Origin of the sequence: Chryseobacterium sp. BGARF1 (genome assembly GCF_001677955.1) — a bacterium.
Taxonomy (GTDB): Bacteria; Bacteroidota; Bacteroidia; order Flavobacteriales; family Weeksellaceae; genus Chryseobacterium.
Genome location: NZ_LELA01000078.1, coordinates 20452 through 35996 on the forward strand (window position 1 = coordinate 20452; position 15545 = coordinate 35996).

A 15545-nucleotide genomic window follows, 5' to 3' on the forward strand; every position below is an offset into this window, starting at 1 on the left:
TTTGATTAGATGATCCTTAAAGTTCCGTCTTCCAGATGAATGTGGTGGTCGGCGTTGTAGATAAGATTTTTGTCAGGAGACACAATAATAATGGTTGTCGTTTTCTTAAGTTCGATTAAATATTCAAGCAATTTTTCCTGAAAAGTTTCAGACATTCCGGCAAGAGGATTTTCAAGTAAGATCAATCTTTTTTTGCCTAAAAGAGAACGAAGCATTAGGATCTTCTTTTTTGAGCTAAAGGTCAATTCTGAATCTGTCTCGCTGATCTCTGTCGTAAAACCTTGGCTGAATGAGCTGGAAATACTTTCAATTCCTAATTTGTCAGACAATTGAAGAATGTTTTCTGTATTGCTGTTCACATTTCCCAGAAGAATATTTTCTAAAATACTTCCCTGAATGACCTTCATGTTTTCAAGATATAACCCGATATTATTTCTGAAATGTTTTTTATCTAAATTTTTCAGAGGAATTTTATCAAATAAAATCGTTCCGGAGTTAGGCTCGTAAAACCCGGCCAACATATTGAGGAGAAGCGATTTTCCCGTTCCCATTTTTCCGGTTACGACGGTAATGCTGTTTTCTTTCAATTTAAAATTAACATCAGATAAGATCGCAGTAGTGTCGCTGAATGCAAAATCGACTTCCTTAAATTCTATTTCCATTCCTTTTTCTTTTTGTGAAAGCTCGATATCGCCTTGAGTTTCCTCTTTTAATTCGGTTACTTTTGTCAGTTTAGCATAGGAAGCGATGAGGTCATAATAACTTTCAAGACTTACGATCAGTTTTTCAACCGCCGACATAATCGTTAAAACCACAATTTCTGCCGCGATAAATGCACCAATATTTAATTGCTGATTAATCATTAAATACGTTCCAATAGCTAATATCGCCAATGTAATAATGACTTTAAAAGCGATGATTGTTTTATATTGAAAAACAAGGATTTTAAAATGTTGAGTTCTATGGTCAAGATATTCCAAAACTCGGGAATCGATTCCCTGAAGATGAGTTCCTTCTTCAGAATGCATTTTAAATGTTTTTACAGATGCTGCGATGTCTTCAAGCCAAGCTGCGGTTTCGTATTTTTTATCGCTTTCTTCCAGGCTTGATTTAATCCCACTTTCCATGCTGTAAATGAAGATTAAAACAACCAAAACGATAACTAAAGCACCAAAAGCTAAAAACCAGGGATGGTAAAATGATAACAACAGAATTCCAAAAAGGATTTGAATCAATGCGGTCGGAATTTCCAAAAGAATTTTTGAGATGCCTTTCTGAAGGTTTTGTACGTCAAAAAAGCGATTCACTAATTCCGGAAGGTAATATTTCCTTGTATTGGATAGATCAACTTTAGGAAGTTTATCAGCAAATGCCATTGAAAATTCAACAAATATTTTCTGCTGAATTTTTTCGATAATCTGTAAAACTTTCAATCTGAAATGCCCAACTAAAAAGGTTCCTAAAACCACGAAAAATATAAGGATATAAATGGAGGTTGCCATCGTTGCGCCCATTACAAAGCTGATGATAGACTGTATTCCCAATGGAATACTTAAAGAAACCAATCCGTTGATGATCGCATAAAAATAGATATTGGTAACATCTTTTTTTTCTTTGGTAATGTAACGAAAGAGTTTTTTACTGTATTCGCTTGCTGTTATTAAAGCCATTTTTTACTATCCTAAGTTTAAATGTTATAATTAGGTGATGGTTTTCGTGAAATTTGGTGATTGATCTCAACTAAATGAGATTATAAAATGCTTGAAAAATCGTGAGATAATCTGCATTTTATCGGAAGCAGCAAAGATAAATCATGCAATTTTCTAATGCTCTTATATAGAATTAGAATGATATTAAAATGTGATTAGAATAATGGGGGAATTTTTAATATTGAAGCAATGTAAAAGAGATTATTCATACATTCGCAGCATTAAATTTTGTACAGATCTAGGTGAATGTGATTGAAATAGTTAAAAGTTCGATAATTTTCTTTTTAACCTTGTTCATTTTTATTAAATTTGTCAACCTTTAAATATTAAAATAAAATAATAAAAATAATATGAATCTTCACGAGTATCAATCAAAAGAGATTTTATCAAAGTATGGTGTTGCTATCCAACGCGGTCACGTGGCAAATACTGTTGAGGAAGCAGTAGCTGCTGCTGAAAAATTAACTGCTGAAACAGGAGCTCAGGCTTGGGTTGTAAAAGCACAAATTCACGCTGGTGGTCGTGGTAAAGGTGGTGGTGTAAAGTTTTCTCCAAACATGGATAAGCTTAAAGAGAACGCTACCAATATCTTAGGAATGCAGTTGATCACTCCACAAACTTCTGCTGAAGGTAAATTGGTAAATTCGGTATTGGTTGCAGAGGATGTATATTATCCTGGAGAATCTGAAACTAAAGAATTTTATGTTTCTATTCTTTTAGACAGAGCTGAAGGTAAAAATACAATCGTATATTCTACTGAAGGTGGTATGGATATTGAGCACGTTGCTGAAGTAACTCCTCATTTGATCCACAACGAATTGATCGATGCTACTTTGGGTCTTCAAGGTTTCCAGGCTAGAAAAATTGCTTTCAACTTAGGTCTTGAAGGAAATGCGTTCAAAGAATTTACAAAATTCATTTCTTCTCTTTACAATGCTTACGTAGGAATTGATGCTTCTCTTTTCGAAATCAACCCGGTTTTGAAAACTTCTGATAACAAAATTATCGCTGTAGATGCTAAAGTAACTTTGGATGGTAACTCATTGTTCCGTCACAAAGATCTTGCTGAGTTGAGAGACACTAGAGAAGAAGATCCTTTGGATGTTGAAGCTGGTGAAGCTGGTCTTAACTTCGTTAAACTAGATGGTAACGTTGCTTGTATGGTAAACGGAGCTGGTCTTGCAATGGCGACTATGGATATCATCAAATTATCTGGTGGTAACCCAGCAAACTTCTTAGACGTTGGTGGTACTGCAGATGCTGCAAGAGTACAGACTGCTTTCGAGATTGTTTTGAGAGATCCAAACGTAAAAGCTATTTTGATCAATATCTTCGGAGGTATCGTAAGATGTGACAGAGTTGCTCAAGGTGTTGTAGATGCTTACAAAGCAATGGGAAGTCTTCCTGTTCCATTGATCGTAAGATTGCAAGGAACTAATGCTGTAGAAGCTAAAAAATTAATTGACGAGTCTGGTCTTCCGGTACACTCTGCAATTACTTTAGAAGAAGCTGCAAACAAAGTAAAAGAAGTTTTAGCTTAATTTTAAGTTAATCTAAAATAATACGAATCCGCTTTCATTTGATGAAAGCGGATTTTTTATTTATACTAGAATTTTGAAAATCTAAACTGACAAATCTCACAACCTGTTTTCGGCGTAAAACTTGTACCTTTATCATTGATGGAAGACTACATTTTACAGCCAAGATTTAAAGATTCTCCTCACTTCAAAGATTTTTGGACGAAAGGAAACGGAAAGCAGTTGATTGATTTTTCCGGAGCAGAAGTAAGTTTCAGAGACTTTGAAAAATTCGCTCCTTTCTTTTATCATGTGGATGAAGTGGGAGATGAGGTTGTGAAAGATGTCTATTTTACCAAAAAATATAGTGAAGCATCGAGAGAGATTGAACAATATATAAGAAATGGGATTTCGCAGAATGATGAAGCTCCAGAAAGTGTTAAAAAACTTTTTGCTCAAACTCAAAAGCTTCCAGATTGGTTAGATTATAATTTAATAAAAGCAGGAGCAGAGCTCTGTATGCGAAGTAATCTTGATTCTTTAATTTCGCTCAGAGATTATTGCTTAATTGGCGGTTACGATTATGCCTATCTCAACAAACCGTTGGTTGCCACCGAAGCTCTGAAAAAAGGTGCTGTAAAAAGACTTTCGGAAACACTTGATTTTTGGGTAAACGTGACAAGATATAATGCGCTGGAAATTCATCAAAAAGGGTACGAATTTGCCATAAAAACCCGACTTATTCATTCTTACGCAAGACTTTCAATCAAAAAACATTACAAAAGTTGGGATACTGAAAACTGGGGAGAACCCATCAATTCTTGGGATATGATGGCAACTTACATTGGTTTTAGTCTCGTTTTCATGCACAGTCTTCATAAATTTGGAAATACTTTTTCAGAAGAGGAAGAGAAAGGGCTTTTTCATCTTTGGAAATATGTGGGATATTTGCTTGGAATTCCCGAAAACCTGCTTCCCAACGATAAAAAACAGGCAACAGAATATTTTTATTTATGGACCTCCGTTCAGCCGTCTTCAGACAAAGATTCTGTTTTGTTGGCACATTCTTTACTGAACGAATCTTTAGAAAATCCGATTCTGAAATATGAATTTCAAAGAAAAAATCTGCGTTATCTGCATATTTGCTGCACCTGGTTTTTACTGGATGATGAGGTTTGTAAAAGACTCGAAATTCCGGATGTACCTTTCAAAAAAGGTTTTCCTATTACAAAGAAAATCATCAATAAAATATACGATTCTACGGTAAGCCGAGAAGCCAGAATTAAAAAAGGAAATAAAGACCAGATGAAAGTGTTGGAGGATTACCTGAGAATTACCCAAAATTCAAACTTTCATTAACGGATTATTCATTGCTTATTACCCATATTTTGTGAATAATCTTTGTCAATAGCCCCGATTGCAACGACATCCTTTTTCTGAGTTGGATTGTTAAAAAGCGATGGCGAAAAAGATATAGTGGAAAGCGGGAAAAAGCTTCAAAAAAAAACAAGTCTTTGAAAAAAAGCGAATCTATATTTTCAAAAATTCAATCTTGATTTTTGCTTTTTAAATGCTATAAATTTTATCAGTTTTTAACGTTAAAAATGAAATCCGAAGACAAATAATATTAGTATTTGAAATTTTAAATATGTATTTTTGATAAATTATTTTAATACAATATGAGCAACATAGATGATAAGAAAAAAGCACTTGCATTGGTGCTTGACAAGTTAGATAAAACATACGGAAAGGGAACTGTAATGACTTTGGGGGATAGTGCAGTTGATACAACCATCGAAGTAATTCCGTCAGGATCATTAGGATTAGACATCGCTTTAGGTGTTGGTGGATATCCGAGAGGAAGGATTATTGAGATCTACGGACCGGAATCTTCAGGTAAAACAACGTTAACGCTTCATGCAATTGCTGAAGCTCAAAAAGCGGGTGGAATTGCTGCTTTTATTGATGCTGAGCACGCTTTCGACAGAGGGTATGCTGCAAAATTAGGAATCGATCTAGAAAACCTGATTATTTCTCAGCCAGACAATGGTGAGCAAGCTTTGGAAATTGCTGACAACTTGATCCGTTCAGGAGCGATCGATATTGTAGTAATTGACTCTGTAGCGGCATTGACTCCAAAAGCTGAGATCGAAGGAGAAATGGGAGATTCTAAAATGGGTCTTCATGCAAGATTAATGTCTCAGGCATTAAGAAAATTAACTGCGACCATTAACAGAACAAAATGTACGGTGATTTTCATCAACCAGTTGAGAGAAAAGATCGGTGTAATGTTTGGAAATCCTGAAACAACAACCGGTGGTAATGCATTGAAATTTTACGCTTCTGTAAGATTAGATATCAGAAAAGCAAGCGCACCAATTAAAAATGGAGATGAAGCTATTGGTAGCCGTGTAAAAGTGAAAGTGGTGAAGAATAAAGTGGCTCCACCTTTCAAAATGGCAGAATTTGACATTATGTACGGTGAAGGAGTTTCTAAAACGGGTGAGATCTTAGATACAGCTGTTGATATGGGAGTTGTAAAGAAAAGCGGTTCTTGGTTCAGCTACGGTGAAACTAAGCTAGGGCAGGGTCGTGATGCTGTGAGAGATTTGTTGAAAGACAATCCTGAATTAGCAGAAGAACTTGAAAATAAAGTAAAAGAAGAAATTGCTAACAAAAAGTAATATATTCTAAGTAAATATGAAAGACAGCTGAATGGCTGTCTTTTTTGTTTGAACATAACAGGCTTTTGTTGATAAACGAATTAATACCATTTGATTTTAGAATTGCCCTTTTTATTGAGTGCTCCGGAGGAGTAATATCTGTGTAGTAGAAAATTATATAGCACACAGCGGAACTCCGAAGGAGTTCAATCTGTTTCCAGTAAATTTAAAGCAGAAATGGTATGGTCATTAAAATAAAAATGCCAATCTGTCACTTTCTTTTCAATGGTATTTTTTTTGAGAATTGATAATCAAATTTAAAAATTAAATACAATGACAAAAGGAAATATTAATGTTTCGGTGGAAAACATTTTCCCACTAATTAAAAAATTTCTTTACAGCGACCACGAAATATTTTTAAGAGAATTAATTTCAAACGCAACAGATGCTACTTTAAAATTAAAGCATTTAACCAACATTGGTGAAGCTAAAGTAGATTACGGAAACCCGAAAATTGAGGTGAAAATCGATAAGGAAAACAAGAAACTTTACATCATTGACCAAGGTTTGGGAATGACGGCTGAAGAAGTTGAAAAATACATCAACCAGGTTGCATTTTCCGGAGCTGAAGAATTCCTAGAAAAATATAAAGATTCGGCTAAAGATTCAGGAATTATCGGGCACTTTGGTTTAGGTTTTTACTCTGCTTTTATGGTGGCAGAAAAAGTAGAAATTATTTCTAAATCTTTTAAAGACGAACCTGCGGTTCACTGGATCTGCGATGGTAGCCCAGAATTTACGTTAGAAGAAACAACTGCTAAAACCGATAGAGGAACTGAAATTATCCTTCACATCGCCGAAGATTCTTTAGAGTTTTTGGAAGAAGGAAAAATTCGTGAATTGTTGACGAAGTACAACAAATTTATGCCTGTTCCAATTAAATTCGGAACAAGAACTGAAACGCTTCCTTTACCTGAAGGTGCTGCAGAAGATGCCGTTGCAGAAACTATTGAGGTTGATAATATTGTTAATAATCCAACTCCGGCGTGGACGAAATCTCCAAGCGAATTAAAGGATGAAGATTACAAAGCATTCTACCACGAATTGTATCCGATGCAGTTTGAAGAGCCGTTATTTAATATTCATTTGAATGTTGATTATCCGTTCAACCTGACAGGAGTTTTATATTTCCCAAAACTGGCTAATAATTTAAATATCGAAAAAGATAAGATTCAATTGTACCAAAATCAGGTTTTCGTAACCGATGAGGTTAAAGGAATTGTTCCTGACTTTTTGATGTTGTTGAGAGGGGTTATCGATTCTCCGGATATTCCGTTGAACGTTTCGCGTTCTTATTTGCAAGCGGATGGTGCGGTGAAGAAAATTTCTTCTTACATCACGAAAAAAGTTGCCGATAAAATGGTTTCGTTGATTAACGAAAACCGTGAGGATTACGACAAAAAATGGAATGACATTAAAATCGTTATCGAATACGGAATGATTTCCGAAGATAAATTCTTCGAAAAATCTGACAAATTTGCACTTTATCCAACAACCGACGGAAAATATTTCCTTTGGAATGAATTAGAAGAAAAAATCAAACCTAATCAAACTGATAAAGATGGAAATTTAGTGATTCTTTATGCTACGAATGCGGATGAACAACATTCTTACATTCAGTCTGCGAAAGATAAAGGATATGAAGTTATTCTTTTAGATTCACCAATCGTTCCACATTTGATCCAAAAACTGGAAACTTCAAAAGAGAAGATCTCTTTTGTAAGAGTAGATGCCGATCACATCAATAACTTGATTAAAAAAGACGAACCTGCAATTTCTAAATTAAATGAAACTGAAAAAGAATCATTAAAGAAAAATGTAGAAGAATCTATTAATGATAAAAAATTCACCGTTCAGCTGGAAGATTTAGACAGCAGCGATGCTCCGTTTACCATTACCCAGCCCGAATTTATGCGTAGAATGAAAGATATGCAGGCAACCGGCGGTGGTGGAATGTTCGGAATGGGAGGTTTCCCGGAAATGTATAATTTGGTGGTGAATTCTAACAGTGAATTTGCAACTAAAATTCTTGCTAATGAAAATGCTGAGGAGAAAAGCTCTCAAATTAAACACGCTTTAGACTTAGCTAAACTTTCTCAAAACCTATTGAAAGGAAAAGAGTTGACAGACTTTATTCAGAGAAGCTATAAACAACTGGAGAAGTAATTTAAACTAATTTATATTGTAAATCGGGTACAACAAAGTTGTGCCCGATTTTTCAATAGTTTCGGCGGCGGCAAAGCCCGCCGCCGAAACTATTGAAAAATCGTATAAAAATTTATTTAATTAAACTTTCAATTGCTTTCACAACCTCTGCCGGTTTTTCAGTTACGGCGCTTAAATGATCAGCAGTAAACTCTAAAAACTGTTTTGGTTCAGAAGCATTTTTGTAAATTTCTTCTCCTTGAGAAAAAGGAACGGTCTTATCATTTTTGCTGTAAATAAATAGCTTTGGAAGTCCTTCTGTGTATTTTATATCTTCTTTTGCAGCATAAACAGATGCTAACATTTTTGCAAGAGCATCTTTAAATTGTGGCGCAAAAACAGCAGCAATATCTGCAAATGAAGACATTCCGCCATCAATTACCAATCCTGAAATTTTATCTTTATTGGTTCTTGCTAAATGTGCTGAAATTTGTGATCCTAAAGAAGCGCCATAGATAATGATTTTCGTATTTTTCACATCTTTTCTCCTTGTGATATAGTCAAAAAACTTTTGTCCGTCTTGGGCAATATTCACATGGGTTGGTATTCCTGTAGATTTCCCATATCCTCTGAAATCGACCATAATTACTTGAAATCCGCTTTCTACCAAAGGTTTTGTCATAAAAGTATAGGTAGAAACATTTCCTGCGGCACCGTGAAAGAATAATACGGTAGCTTTTGGCTTTACCGAATTTGGTTTTAGAACAATAGCAGTGATGGTGTCTTTATCTACGGGATAACTGATTTCCTCATATTTCAAATTTTCTATAGGTTTTAATTCTTTGCTCGGCTGATAAAATTTATCATCGATCTGAGCCTGAAAAAGTTGAGTGAAAATAATGAATAGAAATGTAATAGTCGCTTTAGCTTTCATAATGTTGTTTTTAAATTATGAAGCAAATATAAAGAGGATAGGAGGTTTGTGCAATATTAAATCACTGAACTGTTACTTTTCGATACTGAACTGTAGTTTCAAAATAAATGAATATTACAGTTTTCTTTGAAGCGATAAATTTTACAATTCATCCAAAGGATTCCAAAATAGATTTTTGAAATTTTTCACTCTAAAATTATCTATAATAATTCCTTCAGCTTCCAGTTTTGGTTGGAATTCAGGAACGGATAAAATTCCTGAGCTTGAAATTACACGATGGGCAGGAACATCTTTCGGGCATCCACCCATTGCTTTTCCAACATGACGGGAGTGGTTGGAAAAACCAACTGCTTTTGCAATTGCGCCATAACTTGTTACTCTTCCTTTGGGAACCAACTTGGTAATTTCCCATACTTGTTGCTTGAAAATCTCATTCATCTCCTGAATTTTTTACAATCAAAAATAAGAAATTTGACTTTCTTTTTTTAAGTTGATCTGATATTTATTTTGTGAAATATTTTTCTGAATTAACAAAATGTTATCCTACATCAATAGAGTGAAAGGTATGATTGTTGTAAATTGAAGCAATAAAACAAATTATAAATATTATGTCAAATTTTAAAGGAAAAGCAGTGATCGTAACAGGTGCTGCGATGGGATTAGGATTGGCTGCAGCAGAAGTTTTGGCTTCAAAAGGTGCAGATCTTACTTTGGTAGATCATAATGCTGAAGCTTTGGAAAAAGCAAAAGCAGAATTATCCTCAAAATATCCTGAGAGTAAGATTATTACCGTAACGGCGGATGTTTCTGTTGAAGAAAATGTAAAGAATTATGTAGACGAAACCGTAAAAGCATTCGGGAAAGTTGATGCTTTGTACAACAACGCCGGAATTGAAGGAAAGCAAGCTCCATTGATCGATTATGATATTGATGTTTTCAAAAAAGTAATTGATATCAATCTTTTGGGGGTGTATTACGGAATGAAATATGTAATTCCTGAAATGCAGAAAAACGGAAGCGGAAGAATTGTAAACGTCGCTTCAGTTGGCGGGATCAGAGGAGTTCTAAACCAAACGGCGTATGTTGATACAAAACACGCTGTAGCCGGAATGACGAAGAATGCAGCCTTAGAATATGGTAAAGACAATATTTTAACAAATGCAATTGCTCCGGGTGCGATTTTGACACCAATGGTTGCCGAAGCTTTTAATCAGGTGAATCCTTCTGATCCCAAAGCTGCAGAGAAAGAATATGCGTCTAGAAATCCCACAAGAAAATTAGGTGATCCGAAAGATGTTGGTAATTTGGTTGCTTATCTTTTAAGTGATGAAAATGGATACGTTTCCGGACAGGTCATCGCAATCGATGGTGGGGAATCTAATATGTATGGAAATCCATAATTATTGATAATAAATAATAGGTAATAAGTAATGATTGTCTGCAGAAATGTGGACAATTTTTTATAAAATTTAAATTAATTCATATCAATAAATTTTTCGCACAATTTTTGAATGTTTTAAAACAACACCCCAAAATAGTCTGTCATGAAAAAGTCCATTTTTAGATTTCTGAATAAAATAAATAAAGCAATTTTGCCTAAATTGAGTGATAAAGACCCGTTGAAACTGACCAAACTTCAGAAAGGAATTTTAGCGTACCGTTATTTTGTATTGACGAATTCTTTAGATTAAATGATGTCACGCAGATTTTAGAATGATTTGCTTAATAAACTTAAAATAATCAATTTATTGATTCTTAAAGAGAACAGTGAATCTTACTTAAATCCTTAATGTTTAAAAAAAATTAAGCCTTATCAGCCAGAGAAAATAACTATTTAATTTTAGCGATCAACTTTCTGCAAACCTCATACAAAGGCTTTTCAATTAAAAGATAAATAATAATTGAACAAATCCACAACGCTATAAAGTTACGGTCTGGTAAATAAAAATAAGATTTCAGTTTCATATTAAAATAGCTGAGATGGATCAAATAAAAGACAAATGAAGCGTTTCCTAAAAGGATAAAAAATTTAGTAGAAAGTATTCTTGAAACAAAAGTTCTCTCGGTCATCAATCCCCAAAAGAAAACGGTAATTGCAACTGGCAAAAACAACTCATGAATGAGTCTTCCTTCCCAACGTTCTACACCATGCACAAAATTATTTCTTGCAAAAAATGCAATAGAAATTGTTAAAAATAAAATAGCAATTCCGCCCCAAAGTGTTGGCTTTTTAATCTTGTTTAAAAATTGAATTCCCTTTTCTTTTTTCATTAGATATGCGAGCAACATTCCGAAGAAAAATTCTAAACTTCTGCCAAAGAATGTGCTTCCAATCATAAATTGGAGAGGATATAAAAACCCTTTAGGATTTCCGTTAAATTCCTTAAGTCCAACACCGATTCCCCATCCTAAAAGAAAAAATCCGATTAAAAAAAGAATGCAATATTTCCAGCTTTTCTTTAATAATAAAAATAAAAGTGGAGCTAAAATGTAAAAGAAAAACTCAACAGTCAATGACCAAGCCTGTACAATTCCTGAAACCGAATATCTTTCAAAAAGTGAATAAAACAATGAGTATTGCAGAAAATAAGTATCAACACCTTTGGAATATGAAGTATCGATAAAATAACAGCTCAGCAAAATCCAGTACAACGGAAAAATTCTTGCAATCCGGAGAAGAATATATTTTAAAAAAGATTTTTTTGATTCTAAAGGTTTCTCTTCATAACGATAAGCCAATAAAAATCCACTTAACACAAAAAATACGGTTACGCCGATGTGCCATTCGCTGATAAAACGCATCACCTCGAAAGGTAAATCGTAACGCCAATATTTTCGGTTGTGATACACAAAAACCATAATTGCGGCAATGGCGCGCATTCCGGTTAAAGCATCGAATTTATTTTTCTGAAGAGCTTCCAAAGGATAAACAATAAAAGTTTTTAGTTTTTTTAACCGCAAAAGAATCAAAATATTTTTATGTAAGAAGTATTTCAAAAGCTTACAAAACATCATACAAATAATGCATTCATATTTTGTCAACTTTTGAATTTCTATTTTTTTCAATGAATGCTTTTGTCCCTTTTGCGGTTAATGAAATTGGTATAAATTAAAAAAGGCTTAATAAATAAGCCTTTTAAATATAATTAATTTTAATTGTAAAAATTAGTTTTCCAAAATGTAAGAGAACATTAATGGTGCACAGATTGTAGCATCACTTTCAACGATATATTTCGGTGTTGTGATATCCAATTTACCCCAAGTAATTTTTTCATTAGGAACAGCTCCTGAATAAGAACCGTAAGAAGTAGTTGAGTCTGAAATCTGACAGAAATAAGACCAGAACGGAATGTCATGCATTTCCATATCCTGATACAACATTGGTACTACACAAATTGGGAAATCTCCTGCAATACCTCCACCAATCTGGAAGAAACCAACACCTTTTCCTGCAGAGTTTTTAGTATACCAATCTGCCAAATACGTCATGTATTCGATACCAGATTTCATAGTTGTAGCTGTCAATTCACCTTTGATGCAGTAAGAAGCAAAAATGTTACCCATGGTAGAATCTTCCCATCCCGGAACTACGATTGGTAAGTTTTTCTCAGCTGCAGCAATCATCCAAGAATTTTCTCTTGGAATTTCGTAATACTGCTCCAAAACTCCTGAAAGAATCATTTTATACATGAATTCGTGCGGGAAATATCTTTCTCCTTTTGCTTCAGCATCTTTCCAGATTTCTACAATATGTTTCTGCAGTCTTCTGAAAGCTTCTTCTTCAGGGATACAAGTATCTGTAACTCTGTTTAAACCTCTTTCCAACAAATCCCACTCATCCTGAGCGGTAAGGTCTCTGTAATGAGGAACTCTTTCGTAATGAGAGTGCGCTACAAGATTCATCAAATCTTCTTCAAGGTTTGCTCCTGTACAAGAAATGAAATCTACTTTGTCCTGACGAATCATTTCAGCCAAAATTTTTCCTAATTCAGCAGTTGACATTGCACCAGCAAGTGTAATCATCATTTTTCCGCCTTCTTTAAGGTGGGCAACGTATCCTTTTGATGCGTCTACCAAAGCTGCTGCGTTGAAGTGCAGATAATATTTTTCTATGAACTCAGTAATCGGTTTGCTCATTATTTTAAAATTTTCACAAAGATAAAACTTAAAAACGGAATGTAGCGGATGCAGCTAAAGAAACTCTACTTAATCCTTCTCTGTTCTCTTCTCCAAGGTCAACAACCTGTCCGTTATAAGAGATTTTTCTAAGTGCACCTCCAGAAAGCCCAACTTTAGGACCAATTAAAATGTTTTTGTTGATTTGATATTGATACGCAAAATCGACTTCGGCTCCCAATGTATTGCCTTTTCCTTTTACATTTCCTGTTTTGGTAGTATAGCTCATTGCTCCTAATGCTGCATCCATCATGAATTTATGCTTTGTAGGTTGGTCATAATTAGTAATTGTAAAAGATGGACCATAAAAATTAATGGCATCTTTAGTACTTACCACTGCGCTTACAATATTTCCCATATTGTCTCGTGCGCTGAATCTTCCTGTGTGAGAAGCGCTGTAATTGGAATATTTGAAACCAATGTGCATTCCGTTTTTAATTTCATATCTAAGGGCAATATCGAAATTGGTTCCGTTCTTAAGACCTTTGATGTAGCTGCGCTCTTCCGGAGATAAAGAAGGGGCAATTTTATTGACTCTCCATGCATAACCAAAAGATGGAGCGATAGAAATTTTTTGTGCTAATGACATTACGGATACTGAGAATAATCCTAATGCGAATACTTTTTTAATCATTTAGAAAATTTTCGGCAAAAATACTGTTTTTCCTTAATTAGAGATTTAAAATGCTGTTAATATTTAAAACGCCTATTTTCTTTTTTGTCTGAAAGTTTCTTTTTGGTATCTAATCTCTTCTGAACTTTAGCCTTAGAAGGTTTTGTTTTATATCTCGTTTTAGGAATAATGATAGAATCATTGACGATTTCCAGAATTTTCTCTGTAGCAATTTTTTTATTCTGCAGCTGCATTCGCGATTCTGAAACAGTCAATTGTAAAATTCCTTCTGAATTAATGCGGTTTTTAAGTTTATTGAAAATTAAATCTTTTTGAAAATTATTAAAGAAAGCAGAGTCTTCTACATTCCACATCACCGTTACAGAAGTTTCTACTTTGTTTACGTTTTGCCCACCTGCACCGCTACTGCGTGAAGTTTTGTAAGTGAGCTCTGTGGTGAAATTTTTCATAATCAATATTTTTTAGGACTCAAATTCCCCTCCTTTGGAGGGGTGGCGAAAATTCGCAAGAATTTTTGACGGGGTGGTTTAAACGGATTAAAATATAATTATTAAACCTCAAAAATACTTTTTAATTCTAAACGATTTACTTTTCCATTCGGCGTTCTTGGAATTTTTTCAATGAAAATAATTTCTTTCGGTTTATGGAATTTTTGTTGATAGTTGATGGTTGATAGTTGATGGTTTAATAACTCAGATTCTTTGCCTTCAACAAGTAAAATCAATTTTTGTCCTAAACTTTCATCTTTTATTCCTAAAAATATAACCTCATTCGGAATTTCTTTTTTTACCAAAGCTTCAAGCTGTTCAGGAAATATTTTTGCACCTCCTGAATTAATCACATTATCAATTCTTCCTAAAAATTTAAACTGTTTTCCTTCTCTAATTTCAACTAGATCATTTGTCTGTAATCTTTCAGAATTAAGTCGCGGCGCAAAAATTTTCAAACAGTTTCTTTCATCCGTTGAAATTTCAATACCATCAAAGACACTGAAGTATTCGTCCTGAGTAGGGTAGGTCTTCTTTAAAGCAATATGAGAAAGAGTTTCAGACATTCCATACGTCTCGTAAATCTGAGTGGGAGAGTTGGAGGGTAGGAGTGTTTGAGCAATTTTCTTTTTTAAAGATTGGGAAACAGCAGCGCCACCAATAATTAAATTTTTTATGAAGTGAATTTTATCTAATGAATTTTCAACCTGTAATGGCGTCATTGCACAGAAGTCAATTTTCTCATTTAAATTTTCTAGTGGTTTTAAAGAAGGATCTGAAATAATAAGCTTTAACTTTCTGGTAATTGCTCGTACAACCATCATTTTTCCTGAAATGTACTCAATGGGTAAACAAATCAAAGCAGAATTGCCTACTTTTAAACCTAAAAAATTACAGGTCATCTCTGCCGAATTAAGCATTTTTTCTTTTTCAATCTCAATAACCTTGGGAGTACCTGTAGATCCTGAAGTCTGAACTTTTACGGTTTTAGAATCCGAAAACCATTCTTTGAGAAAAAAAATCACTTTTTTCTCGAAATCGGTTTCAGTATGTAAATTATTAATTTCGAGATCATTGAAGTCGAGCAGCATATTTGCGGGGTTAAATTGTATTTGTAAATTTAAAGAAAATTTAAAAAATGATTTGCAAATAAAGAAAAAAGCTTTAAATTTGCATCACCAAAATAAAACAGACCCATGGTGTAACGGTAGCACTCTGG

General features: G+C 34.1%; 14 protein-coding genes. 6 read left to right on the forward strand and 8 right to left on the reverse strand.

Annotated elements, in window-relative coordinates; genetic code table 11:
- Positions 1–5: 5 nt before the first annotated feature.
- Positions 6–1670: a peptidase domain-containing ABC transporter gene (locus AB671_RS14390; RefSeq protein WP_066680540.1), complete on the reverse strand. Its 1665-nt coding sequence runs from the start codon at positions 1668–1670 to the stop codon at positions 6–8.
- Between the two features lie 389 nt (positions 1671–2059).
- Between AB671_RS14390 and sucC the strand changes: the two genes are divergently transcribed.
- The 4 genes from sucC to htpG all read left to right on the forward strand — a co-directional run bounded on the left by sucC (position 2060) and on the right by htpG (position 8115).
- Positions 2060–3250: an ADP-forming succinate--CoA ligase subunit beta gene (gene sucC / locus AB671_RS14395; RefSeq protein ID WP_066680541.1), complete on the forward strand. Its 1191-nt coding sequence runs from the start codon at positions 2060–2062 to the stop codon at positions 3248–3250.
- Positions 3251–3388: 138 nt separating this feature from the next.
- Positions 3389–4585: an oxygenase MpaB family protein gene (locus AB671_RS14400; protein ID WP_066680543.1), complete on the forward strand. Its 1197-nt coding sequence runs from the start codon at positions 3389–3391 to the stop codon at positions 4583–4585.
- Between the two features lie 320 nt (positions 4586–4905).
- Positions 4906–5910, forward strand: a complete 1005-nt coding sequence (gene recA, locus AB671_RS14405) for a recombinase RecA (protein WP_066680545.1) — start codon at positions 4906–4908, stop codon at positions 5908–5910.
- Positions 5911–6222: 312 nt separating this feature from the next.
- Positions 6223–8115 (forward strand): molecular chaperone HtpG, encoded by a 1893-nt coding sequence (gene htpG, locus AB671_RS14410; RefSeq protein ID WP_066680547.1) that lies wholly within the window; start codon positions 6223–6225, stop codon positions 8113–8115.
- A gap of 112 nt (positions 8116–8227) precedes the next feature.
- Here the strand turns inward: htpG and AB671_RS14415 are convergent, their stop codons facing one another.
- Both AB671_RS14415 and AB671_RS14420 read right to left on the reverse strand, forming a co-directional pair.
- On the reverse strand, positions 8228–9028 hold the full coding sequence (locus AB671_RS14415; protein WP_066680549.1) for an alpha/beta hydrolase: 801 nt from the start codon (positions 9026–9028) through the stop codon (positions 8228–8230).
- Between the two features lie 141 nt (positions 9029–9169).
- Positions 9170–9466 (reverse strand): MGMT family protein, encoded by a 297-nt coding sequence (locus AB671_RS14420; protein WP_066680551.1) that lies wholly within the window; start codon positions 9464–9466, stop codon positions 9170–9172.
- Positions 9467–9636: 170 nt separating this feature from the next.
- Here AB671_RS14420 and AB671_RS14425 point away from each other — a divergent pair, with 170 nt between their 5' ends.
- A complete protein-coding gene (locus AB671_RS14425) occupies positions 9637–10428 on the forward strand; it encodes a glucose 1-dehydrogenase (protein WP_066680553.1) in 792 nt (263 codons plus the stop codon).
- Positions 10429–10572: 144 nt separating this feature from the next.
- Positions 10573–10719, forward strand: coding sequence for a hypothetical protein (locus tag AB671_RS22495; RefSeq protein ID WP_167494297.1), 147 nt, complete (start codon positions 10573–10575; stop codon positions 10717–10719).
- A 139-nt stretch (positions 10720–10858) separates the two neighbouring features.
- On the opposite strand, the gene AB671_RS14430 is transcribed toward AB671_RS22495, so the two are convergent.
- The 5 genes from AB671_RS14430 to AB671_RS14450 all read right to left on the reverse strand — a co-directional run bounded on the left by AB671_RS14430 (position 10859) and on the right by AB671_RS14450 (position 15417).
- Entirely contained in the window at positions 10859–11989 is a 1131-nt protein-coding gene (locus AB671_RS14430; protein WP_228390984.1) for an acyltransferase family protein, read from the reverse strand.
- A 204-nt stretch (positions 11990–12193) separates the two neighbouring features.
- Entirely contained in the window at positions 12194–13165 is a 972-nt protein-coding gene (locus AB671_RS14435; protein WP_066680555.1) for a deoxyhypusine synthase family protein, read from the reverse strand.
- Between the two features lie 28 nt (positions 13166–13193).
- The gene (locus AB671_RS14440) at positions 13194–13838 is read right to left on the reverse strand and encodes a hypothetical protein (RefSeq protein WP_066680559.1); all 645 of its coding nucleotides are present in this window, start codon (positions 13836–13838) and stop codon (positions 13194–13196) included.
- Positions 13839–13894: 56 nt separating this feature from the next.
- Positions 13895–14287: an alternative ribosome rescue aminoacyl-tRNA hydrolase ArfB gene (gene arfB, locus AB671_RS14445; protein WP_066680562.1), complete on the reverse strand. Its 393-nt coding sequence runs from the start codon at positions 14285–14287 to the stop codon at positions 13895–13897.
- Between the two features lie 101 nt (positions 14288–14388).
- Positions 14389–15417, reverse strand: a complete 1029-nt coding sequence (locus AB671_RS14450) for an AMP-binding protein (RefSeq protein WP_066680564.1) — start codon at positions 15415–15417, stop codon at positions 14389–14391.
- Positions 15418–15545 lie beyond the last annotated feature (128 nt).

Excerpts from the sequence above, each read along its gene's own strand:
- AB671_RS14390 (WP_066680540.1), bottom strand. The coding sequence starts at position 1,670 with ATGGCTTTAATAACAGCAAGCGAATACAGTAAAAAACTCTTTCGTTAC.
- sucC (WP_066680541.1), top strand. The coding sequence starts at position 2,060 with ATGAATCTTCACGAGTATCAATCAAAAGAGATTTTATCAAAGTATGGT.
- AB671_RS14400 (WP_066680543.1), top strand. The coding sequence starts at position 3,389 with ATGGAAGACTACATTTTACAGCCAAGATTTAAAGATTCTCCTCACTTC.
- recA (WP_066680545.1), top strand. The coding sequence starts at position 4,906 with ATGAGCAACATAGATGATAAGAAAAAAGCACTTGCATTGGTGCTTGAC.
- htpG (WP_066680547.1), top strand. The coding sequence starts at position 6,223 with ATGACAAAAGGAAATATTAATGTTTCGGTGGAAAACATTTTCCCACTA.
- AB671_RS14415 (WP_066680549.1), bottom strand. The coding sequence starts at position 9,028 with ATGAAAGCTAAAGCGACTATTACATTTCTATTCATTATTTTCACTCAA.
- AB671_RS14420 (WP_066680551.1), bottom strand. The coding sequence starts at position 9,466 with ATGAATGAGATTTTCAAGCAACAAGTATGGGAAATTACCAAGTTGGTT.
- AB671_RS14425 (WP_066680553.1), top strand. The coding sequence starts at position 9,637 with ATGTCAAATTTTAAAGGAAAAGCAGTGATCGTAACAGGTGCTGCGATG.
- AB671_RS22495 (WP_167494297.1), top strand. The coding sequence starts at position 10,573 with ATGAAAAAGTCCATTTTTAGATTTCTGAATAAAATAAATAAAGCAATT.
- AB671_RS14435 (WP_066680555.1), bottom strand. The coding sequence starts at position 13,165 with ATGAGCAAACCGATTACTGAGTTCATAGAAAAATATTATCTGCACTTC.
- AB671_RS14440 (WP_066680559.1), bottom strand. The coding sequence starts at position 13,838 with ATGATTAAAAAAGTATTCGCATTAGGATTATTCTCAGTATCCGTAATG.
- arfB (WP_066680562.1), bottom strand. The coding sequence starts at position 14,287 with ATGAAAAATTTCACCACAGAGCTCACTTACAAAACTTCACGCAGTAGC.
- AB671_RS14450 (WP_066680564.1), bottom strand. The coding sequence starts at position 15,417 with ATGCTGCTCGACTTCAATGATCTCGAAATTAATAATTTACATACTGAA.